General features: G+C 61.5%; 16 protein-coding genes. 9 read left to right on the plus strand and 7 right to left on the minus strand.

The annotated features are described in order from the left end of the window. The first annotated feature begins 57 nt into the window (after positions 1-57). From WOC76_RS23925 to WOC76_RS23935, 3 genes are all read left to right on the plus strand, one after another. Positions 58-1,443 carry a TolC family outer membrane protein gene (locus tag WOC76_RS23925; protein ID WP_341431645.1) on the plus strand — a complete coding sequence of 462 codons (1,386 nt, stop codon included), beginning with the start codon at positions 58-60 and terminating at the stop codon, positions 1,441-1,443. A 161-nt stretch (positions 1,444-1,604) separates the two neighbouring features. Beyond that, complete coding sequence (locus WOC76_RS23930) at positions 1,605-1,925, plus strand: DoxX family protein (RefSeq protein ID WP_341387388.1); 321 nt, start codon at positions 1,605-1,607, stop codon at positions 1,923-1,925. Between the two features lie 135 nt (positions 1,926-2,060). Continuing rightward, on the plus strand, positions 2,061-2,852 hold the full coding sequence (locus WOC76_RS23935; protein ID WP_341387387.1) for a DODA-type extradiol aromatic ring-opening family dioxygenase: 792 nt from the start codon (positions 2,061-2,063) through the stop codon (positions 2,850-2,852). Between the two features lie 70 nt (positions 2,853-2,922). Here WOC76_RS23935 and WOC76_RS23940 read toward each other — a convergent pair whose 3' ends face one another. Both WOC76_RS23940 and WOC76_RS24510 read right to left on the minus strand, forming a co-directional pair. Next, the gene (locus WOC76_RS23940) at positions 2,923-3,096 is read right to left on the minus strand and encodes a hypothetical protein (protein WP_341387386.1); all 174 of its coding nucleotides are present in this window, start codon (positions 3,094-3,096) and stop codon (positions 2,923-2,925) included. 67 nt (positions 3,097-3,163) lie between these two features. Continuing rightward, positions 3,164-3,526 (minus strand): MTH938/NDUFAF3 family protein, encoded by a 363-nt coding sequence (locus tag WOC76_RS24510; RefSeq protein WP_445928488.1) that lies wholly within the window; start codon positions 3,524-3,526, stop codon positions 3,164-3,166. A 59-nt stretch (positions 3,527-3,585) separates the two neighbouring features. On the opposite strand from WOC76_RS24510, the gene WOC76_RS23950 reads away from it, so the two are divergent. Beyond that, positions 3,586-4,431, plus strand: a complete 846-nt coding sequence (locus WOC76_RS23950; RefSeq protein ID WP_341387384.1) for an SDH family Clp fold serine proteinase — start codon at positions 3,586-3,588, stop codon at positions 4,429-4,431. A gap of 115 nt (positions 4,432-4,546) precedes the next feature. Here WOC76_RS23950 and WOC76_RS23955 read toward each other — a convergent pair whose 3' ends face one another. Both WOC76_RS23955 and thpR read right to left on the minus strand, forming a co-directional pair. Further along, a complete protein-coding gene (locus WOC76_RS23955) occupies positions 4,547-5,671 on the minus strand; it encodes a CapA family protein (protein WP_341387383.1) in 1,125 nt (374 codons plus the stop codon). Between the two features lie 94 nt (positions 5,672-5,765). Further along, positions 5,766-6,395 carry an RNA 2',3'-cyclic phosphodiesterase gene (thpR, locus tag WOC76_RS23960; protein WP_341431640.1) on the minus strand — a complete coding sequence of 210 codons (630 nt, stop codon included), beginning with the start codon at positions 6,393-6,395 and terminating at the stop codon, positions 5,766-5,768. A 53-nt stretch (positions 6,396-6,448) separates the two neighbouring features. On the opposite strand from thpR, the gene WOC76_RS23965 reads away from it, so the two are divergent. Beyond that, positions 6,449-6,988: a hypothetical protein gene (locus WOC76_RS23965; RefSeq protein WP_341387381.1), complete on the plus strand. Its 540-nt coding sequence runs from the start codon at positions 6,449-6,451 to the stop codon at positions 6,986-6,988. 28 nt (positions 6,989-7,016) lie between these two features. Here the strand turns inward: WOC76_RS23965 and rtcA are convergent, their stop codons facing one another. Both rtcA and WOC76_RS23975 read right to left on the minus strand, forming a co-directional pair. Continuing rightward, positions 7,017-8,138, minus strand: coding sequence for an RNA 3'-terminal phosphate cyclase (gene rtcA, locus WOC76_RS23970; RefSeq protein WP_341387380.1), 1,122 nt, complete (start codon positions 8,136-8,138; stop codon positions 7,017-7,019). 6 nt (positions 8,139-8,144) lie between these two features. After that, the gene (locus WOC76_RS23975; protein ID WP_341387379.1) at positions 8,145-8,321 is read right to left on the minus strand and encodes a hypothetical protein; all 177 of its coding nucleotides are present in this window, start codon (positions 8,319-8,321) and stop codon (positions 8,145-8,147) included. 149 nt (positions 8,322-8,470) lie between these two features. Between WOC76_RS23975 and WOC76_RS23980 the strand changes: the two genes are divergently transcribed. After that, positions 8,471-8,845, plus strand: a complete 375-nt coding sequence (locus tag WOC76_RS23980) for a hypothetical protein (protein ID WP_341387378.1) — start codon at positions 8,471-8,473, stop codon at positions 8,843-8,845. 355 nt (positions 8,846-9,200) lie between these two features. Continuing rightward, positions 9,201-12,071, plus strand: a complete 2,871-nt coding sequence (locus tag WOC76_RS23985) for a discoidin domain-containing protein (RefSeq protein WP_341387377.1) — start codon at positions 9,201-9,203, stop codon at positions 12,069-12,071. Between the two features lie 60 nt (positions 12,072-12,131). Here the strand turns inward: WOC76_RS23985 and polX are convergent, their stop codons facing one another. Continuing rightward, positions 12,132-13,901 carry a DNA polymerase/3'-5' exonuclease PolX gene (polX, locus tag WOC76_RS23990; RefSeq protein ID WP_341387376.1) on the minus strand — a complete coding sequence of 590 codons (1,770 nt, stop codon included), beginning with the start codon at positions 13,899-13,901 and terminating at the stop codon, positions 12,132-12,134. Positions 13,902-14,050: 149 nt separating this feature from the next. On the opposite strand from polX, the gene WOC76_RS23995 reads away from it, so the two are divergent. Both WOC76_RS23995 and WOC76_RS24000 read left to right on the plus strand, forming a co-directional pair. Next, on the plus strand, positions 14,051-15,724 hold the full coding sequence (locus WOC76_RS23995; RefSeq protein WP_341387375.1) for a DNA topoisomerase VI subunit B: 1,674 nt from the start codon (positions 14,051-14,053) through the stop codon (positions 15,722-15,724). Beyond that, complete coding sequence (locus WOC76_RS24000) at positions 15,721-16,842, plus strand: DNA topoisomerase IV subunit A (protein WP_341387374.1); 1,122 nt, start codon at positions 15,721-15,723, stop codon at positions 16,840-16,842. Before WOC76_RS23995 ends, WOC76_RS24000 begins: the two co-directional genes overlap by 4 nt. Positions 16,843-16,888 lie beyond the last annotated feature (46 nt).

The following is a 16,888-nucleotide window of genomic DNA, read 5'->3' on the forward strand; positions in this document are numbered from 1 at the left end:
GAGACCATACGGACCGTTTGCCGCTTTGCCCGCTGCACGGAGACGCTCCTTTTCGCCATGGCGCTCGGCGGCTTATTAATCGGAATGACTGGACCGCTCTCGGCGGAGACGCTCCGTTCGTCACTTGCCCGCGCCTATGCGGGCAACCCGGACCTCAACCAGAGCCGCGCGGCCGTCCGCGTGCGCGACGAGGATGCGCCGAAGGCGCTGGCGGGGATGCGCCCCAAGGCCAATATTCAGGCGTCGGCCGGGCCTCAATACGCCAATCTGCGATTCCCGGGGGGGCGCAATCCGGATACCGGGAAGCGCCAATACACCATCGAGGAATACACGGGGTGGCCGCGCGGCACGACCTTGAACCTCCAGCAGAATATTTTCGACGGCAACCGTACCGAGAACTCCGTGAAGCAGGCGGAGTCGAACATCTTCGCCGCCCGCGCCACCATGCGCCTCACCGAGCAGGCGATCCTGCAGAACGGCGCCACCGCCTACATGAACGTGCTGCGCGACACGGCCGTAATGAATCTGCGCAAGAACAACATCGCCGTGCTGGAGCAGCAGCTCAAGCAGACCCGCGACCGTTTCCAGGTCGGCGAGGTGACGCGCACAGACGTCGCCCAGGCCGAGGCGTCGCTGGCGCAGTCGCGTTCCGAGTTTTACGCCGCGCAGGCGCAACTCAAGAACAGCATCGCCAATTACCGGCAGATCATCGGCGACGAGCCGAAAAATCTTCAGCCGGGCGCCTCCGTCGAGCCGCTGCTCCCCAAATCGCTGAACGACTCCATTCAGATCGCACTGGTCGAGCATCCGGGCGTTGTCTCGGCGCTGCATCAGGTCGATGCGGCCGAGCTTGCCGTGAAGGTGGCTGAGAGCGCGCTGATGCCCAATCTTTCGGTCAACGCGCAGGTCTCCAACCAGTACGACTCCTTCCTAGGCATCCCCGGCACCCGCCAGTTTTCGGCGCTGGCGGCGGCCCAGCTCAACATTCCGCTCTACCAGGGCGGCGCGGAATACGCCTCCATCCGTCAGGCCAAGGAACAGGTGGGACAGGCGCGCCTCAACGCCGATCTGCAGCGCGACAGCGTGCGCGCCAGCGTGGTGTCGAGCTACGGTCTGCTCGAGACGGCGAAAGCCTCGATCATCTCCGGGCAGGCGGCGGTGAAGGCGGCGGAGACGGCGCTCGCGGGCGTCCGGGAGGAAGCCAAGGTCGGGCAGCGCACCACGCTGGACGTGCTGAACGCGCAGCAGGCGCTGCTGAATGCGCGCGTGAGCCTCGTCATCTCCCAGCGCGACCGCGTCGTGGCCTCCTATGCGGTGCTCGGCTCGATTGGCCGACTTTCTGCACAGGAACTTGATCTAAACGTAAGTTTGTATGATCCGGCAATCCATTACGAGCAGGTGAAGACCAAGTGGTGGGGCACGGACACGCCGGACGGGCGTTAGCATAAGGAAATCCAAGCCGGCGACACAAACAAGGATGCGGGTCGGGAAGCGCCTTCCGCGGCGCGAGTGGACGATCTAGGCCCTGACAGATGGCTATGGCGACTTCCTCTCAGGCGGGCTCATAACCTCCGGCGGAGCGGGCTGCCCGATCCCGATCGAGCATGGGCGGCTACGGCCTCGAAGCGACCGGCCAGTATTTCGCGACAAAACTCGCGCTTCCTCCTTCTGTCGCTCTTCTTGCCGGCCTGATCGAATTTGTCGGCGGGATCTTCCTGGCTGTCGGCTTTCTGACCCGGCCCATCGCAGCGCTTGTGTTCGCACTGATGTTCACCGCGGTCTTCAGGGTCCATCTGGGTTCGGGCTTTTTCTGGATGAGCGGCGGCTTCGAATATCCCCTCTTTTGGGGGATTGTCGCACTAAACTATGTCATCCGCGGCGGAGGTCGTTACTCAGGTGACGCGCTGATCGGCCGCGAGATCTAAAACCGGCGGGGACGAGCACGAAGGGGCGTTCGTTTCTGCCTCCCGGAGAGGCGGCGACGCCCTTCATGGCTTGCCGACTGCTGGCACGCCCTGGCGGAATCTTTTCTCTCCTTTCCTAACCGTCGGAGGGCTCCCTTGCGACTCCCAACCTATTTCATCTCCCATGGCGGCGGGCCATGGCCCTGGATGCCAGAATGGCGACGACGGTTCGCCGACCTCGAAGCCTCGCGTGCCCGGATTCCGAAGGAGTTGCCTGCTAAACCGAAGGCGGTGCTCGTCATCTCAGGCCACTGGGAAGGGCCCGATTTTGCCGTCATGTCGGCAAGCCGGCCGCCCATGATCTATGATTACTCCGGTTTTCCGCCGGAAACGTATCGCGTCGTCTACCCGGCTCCGGGCGCGCCTGGCATCGCTGTGAAGGCAGCAGAACTGATCCGCGCGGCCGGTCTGCCGACGCGGCTCGATGACACGCGAGGGTTTGACCACGGCGCCTTCGTCCCGCTCTACATCATGTATCCGAATGCCGAGACGCCAGTCTTACAGCTCTCGCTGCAATCAGGCTACGATCCCGCCAGGCACTTCGCGCTTGGACGGGCCCTCGCCCCTCTACGAACAGAAGGCGTGCTTATCATCGGCTCTGGCTTGAGCTATCACAACCTCGCGCTATTCGGACCGGGAGCCCGAACGCCTTCGGAGACCTTCGATAAGTGGCTATCCGATGCGCTGTCCAGTGCGCCGGAGCGACGCTCTGCCTCCGTGATGGCCTGGGAGCACGCTCCTTATGCCCGCGTCTGCCATCCGCGCGAGGATCACTTGGCTCCCCTTTTCGTCGCGCTGGGCGCAGCTGAAAATGACACGGCGACGCAGACCTATCATGAGCGGGGTCTGTTCGGGGGCGTCACAGCCACGAGCTATCGGTTCGGATAGCGGCGCAACGCAATGCATTTAGACATTCCGAACTGTAAAGCTCACGAAACGGCCTCGCTCTTACGCACCACTACACGCTGACGATTGCCTTGCGGAACCTCATCAACGACGCCGCGACGAAGATTGCGCTGATCGCCGTCATCACGCGCTGGATGATTTGTCCGCTGGGCAAGCGAATGCGTGCGATCGAAAGGGTTGTCCATCCCTTGTAGCGGGTTTCGACATTCAAAAGTTCGTTTTCCATCTCGAACACCGCCACGTGTGAGGGATGAAGGAAACCTCGCAGCGAATGGATCCTCGCCTGCTCGCCGTCAGCAGGTCACATGCATGAGGCCGACCTTTCTCTTGCGCATCTCGTTGAACGAATGAATGGCTTCAGGCGTCGGCTGGAGCAGGACGACGCAACCTTTTTTGCTCAAATATTCGCTAGCCTCAGGAGAAAGGCGCACGTTGTCGTGTTGGCCTGTTCCAACGATCACGACTTCGTGGTCGTCGCGATGGAGGCGGCCGCGCCCAGTAAACAGGCGCGCGAGACACTGGGAAGCCCGAGCGCACCCACTCTTGACCGAGGCAGTTTGGCAAGTCTTTGTAAGTGATACAAGCACGGTGTTTCGTTCGCCTGGGCCGCCAAAGCGTAACCTTAACCACAACTGCGGTTTAGCTCCCGAATCCACCTATCCTCCTCGAATCTGCAACGCCGCTTACGCGGGCGCTTCTTGAACGGAGATCGAGAATGAGCATTGAAGCGATGCTATTGGTAATCACTTTCTGCGTGATCATTTTCCCAGTAGCACGCCAACGATACGTCGAGGTTTTGCGGCGCAGAGCGATTTTTGCAATTGAGAAGCAGCGGCATACGCGGGTGATTTCATTGATCCACCGTGAGGAGTCGATCAATCTTTTCGGAATCCCGGTCGTCAAATTCTTGAACATGAATGATCTCGAAGAGATCATGCGCGGCATTCATTTGACAGACCCCGAGACGCCCATCGATTTTATACTTCACACGCCAGGCGGACTTTATCTCGCCGCTACCCAGATCGCGCGAGCTTTGAAAGACCACGCTGGAAAAGTGACGATTTTCGTGCCCCATTACGCAATGTCCGGAGGAACTCTTATCGCTCTCGCAGCTAACGAAATCATTATGTCCCCCCATGCAGTTCTGGGACCTATCGACCCTCAGATCGACGACCTTCCGGCAGCGTCGATCCTCAAGGTGATTCAGCGAAAGCCAATTGCTGAAATTGATGATGACACGATTATACTCGCCGATCTTGCTGAAAAGGCCATTTCTCAGCTCGGAGATATTGTTGGGGAACTATTAGCCGATAAACTCGACGCGTCAGCGATTGAAATGGTGTCAGAAAGTCTCACGAGTGGGGCCTGGACACATGACTTTGCGATCACGTATCGGCAGGCAAAAAAGCTTGGTCTGCCGGTGACGACGAACATCCCCAATGAAATTCTCGACCTAATCGCTCTATATCCTCAACCCATTATTGGAACGCCAAGCGTTGAATATCTTCCGAACACGACTCGGCGGGGGAACGCGGCGAAAAGCGATCCATCGCGGAAATAAACTGAAAGTCAGCTTCGGCGCCGGCCGTCTTTTGGCGCCCGGTTGCAGCAGGCGCCTTCGGGTCGAGGAGAATAAGACGGGCTCAGCACGGTCGCCGCAAAACCCCTAAGGCGCGTCAGACGGTTTGGTCCCGCCAGGAAAGCGCGAGCCGCTCACCGGAGCTCGAAGAGACGCGCGCGCCCAGTTTGCGGCTTTCGTGGTCAAGTTTGTGTTGAAGCCAACCGACATCCGCCGTAGTTGGCCGGCTTAGACGAAACCCTCTGATTTGCAGTGGCGTCATCTCGAGCGCATGCAGGAAGCCCGTCCCTGCCTCAACTTCGACGAAATACATCAACGCCAAATCCCCTCTATATTCCTCGTAGCCGGAAATTCCCTCGTAATCATTCAGAAAATCGCCACAGCCATAAAGGATGAGGCGATCACGGTAGACCTCAATCCCTTTCGGATGATGCGAGGAATGGCAATGCAACACAGAAATTGGTGTGTCGTCAATCAATCGATGAGCAAAGTTTCGATCTTCATCGGAAACCTCATAGCCCCAGTTCGGTCCACAGTGCACGGAAAGAACGACGACGTCGCCGGGCTCGACCCTGCGCGATATTGAATGAACAATCCGCGATACATTGCGCTCCGAAAAACTCGTCAACAGCGCAATACCGGCGACATCAGATTTCGCTGCCCAGCTCATTGGCGCTCCACTCGAGACGCAAGCGCAGGAAAAAATGAGGACGCGTCCTCTGCCGGGAATTTCGAACGTCGCTGGCGCCCAAGCATCTGCCAGGCCGCGCCCGGCCCCGGCGAATTTTATTCTTAACCGTTGGAGGGTCTCGAGCGTATCGAATAAACCCTCCCGTCCCCAATCCAGGACATGGTTATTGGCGAGCACGCAACAGTCCACGCCCGCAGAAGTCAGGCAGCCGGCGTTCTCCGGGCTCATTCGGTAATTTATGCCCTTGGGGAAATAGCTTTCGCTTCGCGTGATGCTTGTCTCTAGGTTGATGATGCGCAGGTCAGGTTTCGCGCGCTCGAACTCCGGGAGCGCTGCGCCCCAGATATAAGGAAACGGCGCGGATCTCGGAATTTCGCCATGCGCCTCCTCCGCAAGTCTCACATATCCTTCGGCCGAGGCCATATATTCCTCGTGAAGACGCGGGTTGCAGGGATAGGGCAGGATTTGGTCGACGCCACGTCCCGTCATTACATCCCCGCAAAGGAACAGCTTGATCGAGGGGGAACGCATTCATTCAGGTCCTGGATGTTCCATCTCGCCAGAGAGGCGCCTTGCGCAAGACACCCCCCGCGTCATGGCCTTGATTGAGCGATGTTATCCCTCTTCACTGGTCCGCGTCCGGGGTGGACTCGACGCTGGAAGCGGAAGGGGCGCGCTCTGCGAGCGGCGCCGACGCGAGAACTTGGTAGCCCGTCGCGCCGGCAGGCGGCGATCGGAAGAGCTCAACGGATTCGACATATTGCACGAAGGACAGCGGCCGGTCGATCGGGTGTCGGCGCGCGATCGCCGCGCCATTTCCGCGAAGACGGGCAAGCGTGATATGCGGCCGAAATGGCCGGTCGTCGTTTTGGCCGAACAGATCGAGAAGCGCGCCCCGCAAGGCTACGGCCTCATCCGGCGCCGCGCACTCCGCCCATAACAGGCGAGGCCGTTTCGCCTCCGGGCCGTAATTGAGGCGCCGCAACTCGAGTGGGAATGGGCCGAATTTAGAGACAATCAAACGCATCTTCTGGATTGCTTCATCTATTGACATTTCATTCCACGGAGGAACCATCGTGAGATGAACATCTCCAGGCGAGACGAATTTGACCTGTTCCTCCCGCAGCTCTTTTACGAGCCTCGCCAGTTGATCGGAGAGGTCGGGCGCTATCTTAACCCCTAGAAAGACGCGCATCCCTTGAGGCGGTTTTCCGACACCACTCGCAATCGCGTGGTCGTGTTCATTTTCCGGCATCTACCTCGAAGCCTTCAGGCTTTCCCCGAGTTCTCGTTTTAAGGAAGCAGTCGATGAAGGACTGGAACGTCGTCATTACCATCTATCAGGATGGCTATAAACGGGCGCTCCGCGCTTTGCGAGAATTTGGCGCCGTCACCGGTAGCCCCTACCACAATGTGCTTGTTATGACCGTCGCCGATCCTTTGGCGCTGCTCGAGTCCATGGAAAAGCGTACGGCGGAGGCGCCCGCCCTGCTTGACGCGATCTCGCGGATCGCCCCGGCGCTCGGCAATTTCGATTTTGTGTCTGCCGATGATTTTCGGCAAAAAGCCAGGGAGAGGCTGCTCCAATGGGCGCCACGACTGGCGGGGCGCTCCTTTCACGTGCGCTTTCACCATCGTGGAACCGCTTCCGACCTGCCGACGCCAGACGTTGAGCGCTTTATGAATGACGCCCTCTTGGAGGCCTTGAGGCAAGCAGGAACGCCCGGCTCTATTTCTTTTTCCGATCCCGAGGTCATCATCGCGATTGACACGCTCGACCGTCGCGCCGGCCTGGGCCTATGGAGCCGGGAGGATCTCGCCCGCCATCGCCTGTTGCGGCCGGACTAGTCTCCGCCGTGAGAAGACGCGCCGCCAATCACCTCGGCGCCCGGCAGGGGCGCGGGGCAACCCGGACGTGGCGCGGCCGCCCGGAGTCGACCGTGATGTCGGCGACGCCGAATTGGCCGATCGTCCAGGCGTTTGTCAGAAGGTGCGCCGTTGGTTCCGCCACAGTAAAGGTCGAAGGGCCTGTCGCGAGCGCGAGCGGCGCCAGCAATTGATCAGACAGAAAGGGCTCGACCGCCGCCCCCGAAACATGGTGCTCGAAGAAGGCGGCGACCGCCGCATCCGCGACGGCCTCGGATGGCTTCCCCAATCGACCGAGCGCGGAAAAGCTTACCGCCAACGCCTCATACTCGGCGGTCAGAAATATGCCGGCTCCCGGGCAAGCGGCGCTAACGCATCGCGCCTTGATGTCGACCGGGACGCCAAGCGCGCAGAGCGACTCCCGCGCCCGGTCGGCCATGCGCTGCGGAATGTGTTCCGGAAGGTTCGCCGCGGCGGCGCGACCGGCGATGCGCCGCAAGGGACCGCGCCGGACCAGCGTGAGCGGCATCGGCGGGTTTGCGCCGCGCTCCACCCGCGCCGGAGCGATCCGACACGCCACTTCGCCGCCGCCCGCCGGGCGCCAGCCCCAACGGTTCAGTTGGGCGTCGAAGCAAAAGCCCATTTGTCGCAACGCCGGCAAATAGGAATTGGCAAAGTGGTCGAAGGGCGGCGACAAGTCGACATGCGTTCCCCCACGCGCCAGCAAGGTGGAGGCGCCCTCGGCAAGCGCCAGCGGAAGAACGAGCGTTTGAAGGATGAGAGTCACCGAGCCGGCGCTGCCGCGTTCCGCTGTTGCGGCGACGTCGAAAACGTAATCGCCGCTCCTTCCGGCGTGGCCGGGAGCGAAGGTGAACTCGGTCGAGCCAAGCGCGTCTCCGGAAACAGCCGCGCCACTGATCGCCGCCGCCGCTCTCACCGCCGCAAGATGTTGCGGGCGCAGGCCGGGATTGCGTCGGTTGGCGCGGATGTTTTCGAGGCGAAAGCCGCGCGCCGTCACGATCGAGAGACTGAGCGCGGTCCTCAAAATCTGGCCGCCGCCTTCGCCGTGCGAGCCATCGATGACGCGAAGTTCCGCCGGCCATATCCCGTGTGCAGAACCACCAGCTGGCAAGACTGTTTATTCCTCGAAGATCGGGGACTCCGTTTCGTCGGTTTCGAGCTGTTCGACTGGCTCGTTCCCCGTCTCGGGAAGCTCCCGCTCCACATCCGCCATTTCTGTTTCGATGAGTTTCGGAGCCTCGTCTTCGCCTTCTGAATAGGCATCGGGCCGCTTCGGCTTTCTGGGCCCGCGCATGTCCGTTGTCGCTTCTCGCCACATGGGATGACCTCGTTGCTTTCATTTGCGGCGTTTGCGCCTAAGGGACTAGCATACCAACAATCAGGCGACGTGAGAAATGAAGCCCCTCGATCCGCTCGACCTATGGCGTTGGCGTGCCTTGTAGCTTGCGCCCGCGCCCTCGGGCGCGTGTTTCCGTTTTGGCCGGGCCGGCCTATCATCCCGGCATGACGAGGCGAAACTGGCGCCGGACCTCATTCAAGCGGCCTGATGGAACAGCGGGCGTCGCCAGGAACGACTGGACGTTATCCGACGACGCCGGCCGCGCGCTCGCCCGCATCTACCGCTACCTCTACGGCGCCAACGCGGGGCGCTGGTTTTGGATGGTCCTGATCGCGCCGGATGGCACGCCCTTCAATGCCGGGTCAGGTTTTGCGGCGACGGAGGCAGAAGCCCGCGAGATCTGCGAAGCCATGATCCCGCCCGGCGTTCAGGAGCGCGGCTCCTGTTGCGACGAGGGTGGCGAACCGGGCGTCGAATAGAACCGGCATGGCGCGCATGGCTGCGATACGCATGAGTATCTCGGCGCTCCTCGCTCTGCCTGGCGCGCATGGGGCCTCGTTCAGTTCGCGGCTAACGAGTTCTGGCCGCCAGCCGAAAACAGCACGACCGTGCCAGGCGGCGGTGTAAGATCCCCTGACCCATTCGAAACGAGCTCCTATCAAATTATAGGGTGATCGCTCGAGACCACGTGAGCACAAGCTTGAACTTTTACTGAGCGCTGCATAAAAGCTAACGCCGCGAGGCGAGCATTCATCGAGCCCCGGCCTCTTCGGCAGAGACAAAATCGGAAATGGTTGTTAGGTTCGGGTCGAACTAACGCCCCAAATAAGCGCTGTGAACGTCCCGCCCAAACATCAGTGGAGAATCACGGCCAGCAGCGGCGATCCGCGGCTTGCTACCGACGATAATTATACGACGTCGTGGCCCGTGGGAGCCACCAGGACCTGGCTGGAAATCGATCTGGGCGAAAGAGCCATCCTCGGCGGGCTCGAAGTTTATTGGGGCCAGCAGGCCCCGATCATATATGGGTTCGAAGCCTCGCTCGACGGCAAAATCTGGGCGCATCTGTGCCGCACGCGCCATGGCGAAGGCGGGCAGGAAATCTTCGCTTTCCCGCCAACCCCGGTTCGCTTCCTGCGATGGACATGTGACGATCGGGGACCGGCGCGGTCGCTCGAAATCATCGAGATCAATCTCTACGATCCCGCCAATGCTCCATTGGTTGCCGAGGAAGGACGCGTCGCAGCGCTTGGGCATGCGCCCGTGACGCTCCGCGCTGGGGAGAGCATTACGGTTGACTTCGGTTATCCCCGCTTCCCGCTGGGCGCGCTTATCGCGTGGGGAAAGACTTATGGAACGGATTTCTCCGCCTCTCTCTCGGATGATGGCGTCAACTTTCGCACTGTGGGCCGCATCACGCTCGGCAGCGGCGGCAGCGATAGCTTCTGGTGGCGCTCCACGATCGCTCGCCACTTCCGCCTGACTGTTCACGAGACCAGCTCGCCCGAGGGCGCCGTCGTCATCGAACTCAAACTTCGCGTCCTCAACAAGGACCGCATGCCCATCGGACAATTGGAACGCGGCGCTCGGGCGGGGCGTACCGATCTTTACCCACAGGCGCTTCTGGGGCGCCAGGTGTATTGGACCGTGGTGGGGGAAACAGATCATACCGAGGAAGCGCTCTTCGACGAATATGGAAACCTCGAACCGAAAGCCCGAGCGCCTCAAATCACGCCCTTGCTCCGGCTAAGCGGGCTCTTGCAGGGCGCCCCCGCCAGCGACGCCGTCAGCCAATCCCTTGCCGAAGGGTCGCTGCCGATCCCGCGCGTGGTCTGGTCCCTCCATGGCGTCGAGCTCGTCGCAACAGCTCTCGCCGATGCGGGGGAAGCGCTGGTCGAATACCGCGTCACCAATCGCGGCAGCTCTTTGCAGGAGGGCGCGCTCGTCCTCGCGGTGCGCCCTGTCCAGATCAATCCATACTGGCAACATGGCGGCCACGCGGCCATCAACGCCATCGCCGTCGATGGCCGGGAGGTCTGGGTCAACGATAAAGTATTTTTCGCGGTTTCACGCGAGCCCGACGTCGTCTCGATCGCGGACTTCGATGACGGCGACGTCGTGAGACTGATCGGGACTGCGCCCGAAGAGACCGCTCGGAGCCTTCGGTCGGACTCCGGGCTGCTCAGCGCCGCCTGCGAGTTCGGCTTTCGACTCGCACCGGGGGACACTCTCGCCGTCGTCATGTCGTCGCCGATGCGGGACAAGGTCACGCCACGACCGGACGTGGACTTCGACGCTGTTTACGATAACGTCCTACGATTCTGGCGGGAGAAAATCGGGCCGCGAAAGATCACGGTCGGGGACCGGGAAGTCAGCGACACAGTCGAAGCGCAAACCTCGTATATTCTCGTCAACGCAACGGACCATGCTTTTAAGCCCGGTCCCCGAAATTACGACCGCACCTGGATTCGCGACGGCGCATCGCAAGCGCTTGCCCTGCTCTGGGCCGGCTTGGCAGAAGAGGCCAAAGCCTACGTCATCTGGTACGCCAAACGTATTTATGAAAACGGCATGGTGCCGCCGATTCTCGAAATCGATGGCGGCGTCTATCGCGGCTATGGGAGCGACATCGAGTTTGATTCACAGGGCGAGTTTGTCGGAATCGCCGCGGACGTTTACCGCACCACCCGCGACCGCGACTTCCTCGACGCAATTTTCGATGCGGTCGTTCGGGCGACAAATTTCATTGAGGAGCTTTGCGCAAGGACGAATGTGCTACATGGGCCGGCGTCGCGGTTCCATGGCCTCCTGCCTCCCTCCATCAGTCATGAGGGCTACAGCAAACCTTCCTACAGCTACTGGGACAATTATTTCGCCTTGAGCGCCTGGCGAAATTGCGAGTATCTCGCCAGGCAGATCGGCGACACGGCTATAGCGGCGCATGCGAAAGCGAAGGGGGCGGAGTTCGCCGCAAATCTCGCGCGCTCGATACGCATGACCACCGAAGACCTGGGCACGGGCGTGATCCATGGCTCCGCCGATCGTGAGGACGTCGATCCAACCTCGACCTCCATCGCCTTCGAGCCCTGCCGAGTGGAAGACGTGCTGCCGACTGAATTCGTTCAGGTGACATATGATATTTCCGCAGCCCGCATCAAGCTGTTCGGCAAGCCTGACTTCGAGGGATCCTATCCGCCGTACGCGATACGGAACCTCAACGCCTTCGTGTCCTTGGGTCGTTTTGAAGATGCGTTTCGACTATTGTCGGCCGCGCTCGCCTGCCGACGGCCGAGCGGCTGGCGAGAGTCGGCCGAGGTTGCCTGGGCGGCGCCGCGATCGCCGGATTACATTGGCGACATGCCGCACAGCTGGGTCGGCGCGGAGTTCGCTACCGCGATCCGCCGCATGCTGTTGCGGGAAAATGGAGCGACGCTCGAATTGTTCCGTGCCGTCCCCGACTCCTGGTGGCAGGGTGAAGGGATCACGCTGCGCGATCTGCCAACCACCTTCGGCGTTGTCAATCTGAGAGCGCAGCGCGGGCCATCTTGCGCAATGGTGGACATGACGCTTACGGGGCCAGCGCCAGAAAGAATCACCGTCCGATATCCGGGCGTGAAGCAAGCGCGAGCCGATGGAAAGCGCTGCGAAATCGAAGATGACGTCATCTCAGTGTCCGCCATGACCAGGCTCGTGATCGACTTCTGACGCCACCCGCCGATCGGCGCTTGGCGCTTGGCTTGCTACGGTTGGACAGGGGCAAATCCTTCACGAGCCACTGCCTCCACTTCGCGGCTTGGCCCTGCGGCCCGGGCGGCTTCGCCGTTGCAGCGTTTCCATGAGCGTCGACAAGGGACGCGTATTTATCACATCTTCACGCTCTAGCCAGCCACGCCGCGCCTGATCAACGCCGAAGCGCATGCAGTCCAGGCCAAAGACGGAATGCGCGTCCGTCGAAATCGCCACTTTGACGCCGATCATTTTCGCCATGTGGGCGTGCACGTCATTGAGATCGAGCCGGTCGGGCGCGGCGTTGATCTCCATCACGCAGCCGCGTGCCCGCGCCGCGCGCAGAATCTGCTCCATGTTGATGTCATAGGCGTCACGTTCGCCAATCAGACGTCCTGTTGGATGACCGATGATCGAGACGTGCGGATTCTCCATGGCGCGAAGCACGCGCTCGGTCTGCGCGTCGCGCGGGAGGTCAAATTTGTAATGCACCGACGCCACCACAATATCGAGTCGCTCGAGAATCTTGTCCGGCAGATCGAGGCCGCCATCCGCCAATATGTCGACTTCGACGCCTTTGAGAAGGGTAATGCCTTGCAGCTTCGCGTTGAGGTCGTCGATCTCGCCGATCTGCCGCATCAATCGCTCCGGGGTGAGCCCATGCGCGACAGTAACGCGACGACTATGGTCGGTCAGCGCCAGATAGGCGTAACCGCGTGCCTGCGCCGCGATCGCCATCTCCTCGATCGACGCCACCCCGTCCGTCCAGTCGGAATGCACATGGAGATCGCCGCGAATGTCGCTCAGGGAAACAAGTTCCGGCAAAGCCTTCTTTTCGGCCAGTTCGACTTCGCCGCGATCCTCGCGCAACTCGGGTGGCACGAAGGCGAGCCTGAGCTTTTTGTAGATCTCTTCTTCGCTGACGCCGGCGATGCGCCTGTCGCCGTCGAACAGGCCATACTCGTTGAGTTTCCATCCGCGCGCATTGGCGAGATTGCGCAGCGCGATGTTGTGAGCCTTTGACCCGGTGAAATACATCAACGCCGCGCCATAGCTTTCATCCGCAACGACGCGGAGATCGACCTGCAGCCCCGAGCGCAATCTGACCGTCGTACGTGTCGGTCCATGCGCCAGCACCTGGGCTGTATTCTCATAAGCAGCGAGCCGGTCGCCAACGGCGGGGCCCGCTTCTGCCGTCGCCAATATGTCGAGATCGCCGACGGTCTCCTGACGGCGGCGAAAGCTGCCAGCCGCGACAAGGCGCTTGCAGAGCTTGCCGCGCGCGAGCCAGTCGAGAAGCGCCTTCGCCTCCGCTTCGGCGACTGGAAGCTTGAATCTCCCTGTCGCCGTCTTCGGCTTTGCAAGCGCGTCGAGAATGCTATGCTCCATCTTGGGCCCGAAGCCGCGCAGTTCCTGCAAGCGGCCGGCTTTCGCCGCGCGGCGCAGGTCGTCGAGAGAACTCACGCCCAGCTCGTCGAAGAGAAGCCTGACGCGCTTGGGGCCCATCCCTGGAATCTCGAGCAGCTTCGCGAGCCCTCCGGGCATTTCGCGTTTGAGCTTTTCGAGGAGCGTGAATTTGCCCTTTTTGACAATGTCGGCGATTTTCCCTGCGAGATCCTCCCCGACGCCGGGCAGCTCTGAAAGCTCTTCACCTGAACCCAGCATCGCGGAGGCGCTTGTCGGCAGGCTCTCGATCGTGCGCGCGGCGCGGCGATAGGCTCTGATCCGGAACGGGTTGTCGCCCTTGATCTCCAGAAGCTCCGCCGCCTGATCGAACATCGCGGCGATTTCAGCGTTTTGAACCGGCATTCTGCCCTCGCCCGGTCGAGCGCATGAATCGACAATAAGCGCGCTGTCATGGCTTTGCGAGATTTTTTGCAGCGCCTTTACATTGAGCGGCAACCCGCTAGGCTCGGTTTTGGACAGGCGTATGCGACGCTACTCCACCCGTGAGACAAATGTCCGATCGACAGGCGGCGGCGGCGACCGCTCAGGAAATGGCCGGCAGGCAGAAAGAAATCTCCGTTTCGGAGTTCTTTCTCAAGAACCGCCATCTGCTCGGCTTCGATACGCCAGCCAAGTCCCTGGTGACCGCCGTCAAAGAGGCGGTCGACAATGCCCTTGACGCCTGCGAGGAAGCCGGTGTGCTGCCGGAGATCACGGTCGAGGTGCGGGGGCGTTTCGAGCGGTCATGGGTCGCGGTCGAGGACAATGGCCCCGGCATCGTCGAAAGTCAGATCGCGCGCATTTTCGGCAAGCTGCTTTATGGCTCGAAATTCCACAAGCTCAGCCAGTCCCGCGGCCAGCAGGGCATGGGAATTTCAGCGGCGGGCATGTATGGCCAGCTGACCGTCGGCAAGCCGCTGCACATCATCAGCCGGATCGAAGGCGAGCCGCTGGCCTCCGAGCTCTACGTCTCGATCGACACGGCCAACAACCGCCCCGACATTCATAAGAGAAAACGCATCGCCTGGAGCCGCCCGCACGGCACGCGGGTTGAGATGGAGTTGGAGGGCGTCGATCAGGGCGGGCCGCATTCTGTCGAGGCCTATCTGAAGCTGACGGCCATCGCCAATCCGCATGTGTCGATCATTTACAAAGGTCCCCGCGGCAAGGAGCTATTCTTCGCCCGCGCCTGCGACGAGCTTCCGCCCCGGCCAAAGGAAATCAAACCCCATCCGGGTGGCGTCGAACTCGGGCGGCTCATTCAGATGCTGAACGGCGCCAAAAGCCGCTCGCTACTCCAGTTCCTGGTCGATGAGTTTTCCTGTGTCGGCGAAAAGACGGCGCGCGAGATCATCCAGCTCGCAGGCAAGCCGTTGAGCGAGCGCTCCTATCCGGCGCATATCGCCCATGCTCAGGCGAACGCCCTGCATCGCGCCCTGCAGAAGGCTCGTGTCCAAAAGCCGCGTCCAGATTGCCTCGTCCCGATCGGCGAGGCGCAGCTCCTCGAGGGACTGCGCAAGGAACTGCCCGCCGAGTTCTATACGGCGGCGACGCGCCCGCCGGCGAGCTACCGGGGCAATCCGTTCCTGGTGGAGGTCGCGATCGCCTTCGCCCGTCCGGGCGAAGCGGAGATCGACGTCGACGTCGCTTCCGGGCGCATGCGCAAGAAGCAGTCCGCGGAATCAGACCCGGCGCCGCACCTCATCGCACGCAGGGACGAGCCGGTTCGGCTGCTGCGCTTCGCCAACCGCGTGCCCCTGCTCTATCAGCAGTCAAGCTGCGCCATCACCAAGTCCGTCCTGCAGACCAATTGGCGCGCCTATGGCCTGCATCAGCCGAAAGGCGCCCTGCCCATCGCCCCGATGGCGATCCTCGTCCATGTCGCCTCGGTCTGGGTTCCTTACACCTCCGAAGCCAAGGAGGCCATCGAACCCTACCCTGAGCTTGTCCGGGAGATCAAACTGGGCTTGCAGCAATGCGCGCGGCGTCTGTCGCATTTCCTGCAACGGGAGCGCACTCTGCAGCATGAATATGAGCAGCGCGCCTATATCGAGACATACCTGCCGCATATCGGCGTCGCCCTTCAGGAGATCCTTGGGTTGGACGACGGGACCCGCGACGGCGTCGTCGCGCGGCTCGACGACGCGCTGCATGCGAACCGGGCCGCCAAGAGGCGAAGCTCATGAAAGAGGACGGAAGCGAACAGGACAGACGCACAATCGATCTCATCGAATCGATCGCCAGCCAGGTGCGCGCCGCGATCGAGAGCGGCGCCCTGCCGGCGATCCGCACGCCGACGCGCAGCCTCGAGAACGTCAGCTATAACAAGGAGGTCGGATATCTCGAACTTGGCAAGAAGGAACAGGTCCGCGCTCTGACCGTCAATACGGCGCGTGCCTTCGCCCAGACGCTGCGGTTGATGGCGGCCTCGCGGGCGATGGTGGCAAGCAATGATTTCGCCACCAAGCGAGAGGCCTATTACATCAGCAAGAACTGGGGCGACTGCCGATTCGACGAACAGGCTGAGTCGGACGCCATCATGGACGACATCGAGGCGATCGCCTCGCTGCATGGCCTGTCGCGTGAGAACCTCCGGTTTTATCCCGAGTCGCACGGCGGCTCGGTCGCGGGGCGCCTCGTCATTGTCGATAAGAGCGCGGCTACCGGGGAGACGATCGAGATCGACTGCGCCAGGCTCGGCGTCGGCGCCTACAGCATTCCGCGCTCGGCCGAACATCTCGCCTTCCGGACGGACGCGCGCTTCATTCTCGCCATCGAAACCGGCGGCATGTTCCAGCGCCTCAACAATCACCGCTTCTGGGAACGCGCCCAGTGCATCATCGTGGAGATGGGCGGCGTGCCAACCCGCGCGACGCGGCGCTTCATTCGCCTTCTATCCGACAGGCACGAGCTGCCGGTCTATTGCTTTGTCGACTGCGACCCTTACGGCTTCACCAACATCTACCGTACGCTGAAGGCGGGGTCCGGGAACGCCGCGCATGTCAACCGCTTTCTCTGCGTGCCGCGCGCGCAATTCCTGGGCGTCACCCCGCAGGACATTATCGACTTCGGCCTTGAGGATGCGACGCATCCATTGACGCCTGTCGACATCAAGCGGGCGAAGGACGCATTGCGCAACGACCCCTTCATCGTCGCCCATCCACGCTGGGTGGCTGCGATCAAGCAGTTGCTCGACATGGGCGTGCGAGCTGAACAGCAGGCGCTCGCCAAATGGGGCCTGAACTATGTAATCGACGAATATCTGCCGCGAAAGCTTGCGGAGGTCAGTGGCTTTTTACCGTAGGCGGCGCGCTCGTCCATTTGGCGGGAACAAAAGCAAGCGCAACTTG

This window comes from Methylocystis sp. IM3, from assembly GCF_038070105.1.
Classification (GTDB): Bacteria; Pseudomonadota; Alphaproteobacteria; order Rhizobiales; family Beijerinckiaceae; genus Methylocystis.

Coding starts and splice junctions, on each gene's coding strand:
- WOC76_RS23925 (WP_341431645.1), top strand. CDS start 58: ATGGCGCTCGGCGGCTTATTAATCGGAATGACTGGACCGCTCTCGGCG.
- WOC76_RS23930 (WP_341387388.1), top strand. CDS start 1,605: ATGGGCGGCTACGGCCTCGAAGCGACCGGCCAGTATTTCGCGACAAAA.
- WOC76_RS23940 (WP_341387386.1), bottom strand. CDS start 3,096: ATGGAAAACGAACTTTTGAATGTCGAAACCCGCTACAAGGGATGGACA.
- WOC76_RS23950 (WP_341387384.1), top strand. CDS start 3,586: ATGAGCATTGAAGCGATGCTATTGGTAATCACTTTCTGCGTGATCATT.
- WOC76_RS23955 (WP_341387383.1), bottom strand. CDS start 5,671: ATGCGTTCCCCCTCGATCAAGCTGTTCCTTTGCGGGGATGTAATGACG.
- thpR (WP_341431640.1), bottom strand. CDS start 6,395: ATGCCGGAAAATGAACACGACCACGCGATTGCGAGTGGTGTCGGAAAA.
- WOC76_RS23965 (WP_341387381.1), top strand. CDS start 6,449: ATGAAGGACTGGAACGTCGTCATTACCATCTATCAGGATGGCTATAAA.
- WOC76_RS23975 (WP_341387379.1), bottom strand. CDS start 8,321: ATGCGCGGGCCCAGAAAGCCGAAGCGGCCCGATGCCTATTCAGAAGGC.
- polX (WP_341387376.1), bottom strand. CDS start 13,901: ATGCCGGTTCAAAACGCTGAAATCGCCGCGATGTTCGATCAGGCGGCG.
- WOC76_RS23995 (WP_341387375.1), top strand. CDS start 14,051: ATGTCCGATCGACAGGCGGCGGCGGCGACCGCTCAGGAAATGGCCGGC.
- WOC76_RS24000 (WP_341387374.1), top strand. CDS start 15,721: ATGAAAGAGGACGGAAGCGAACAGGACAGACGCACAATCGATCTCATC.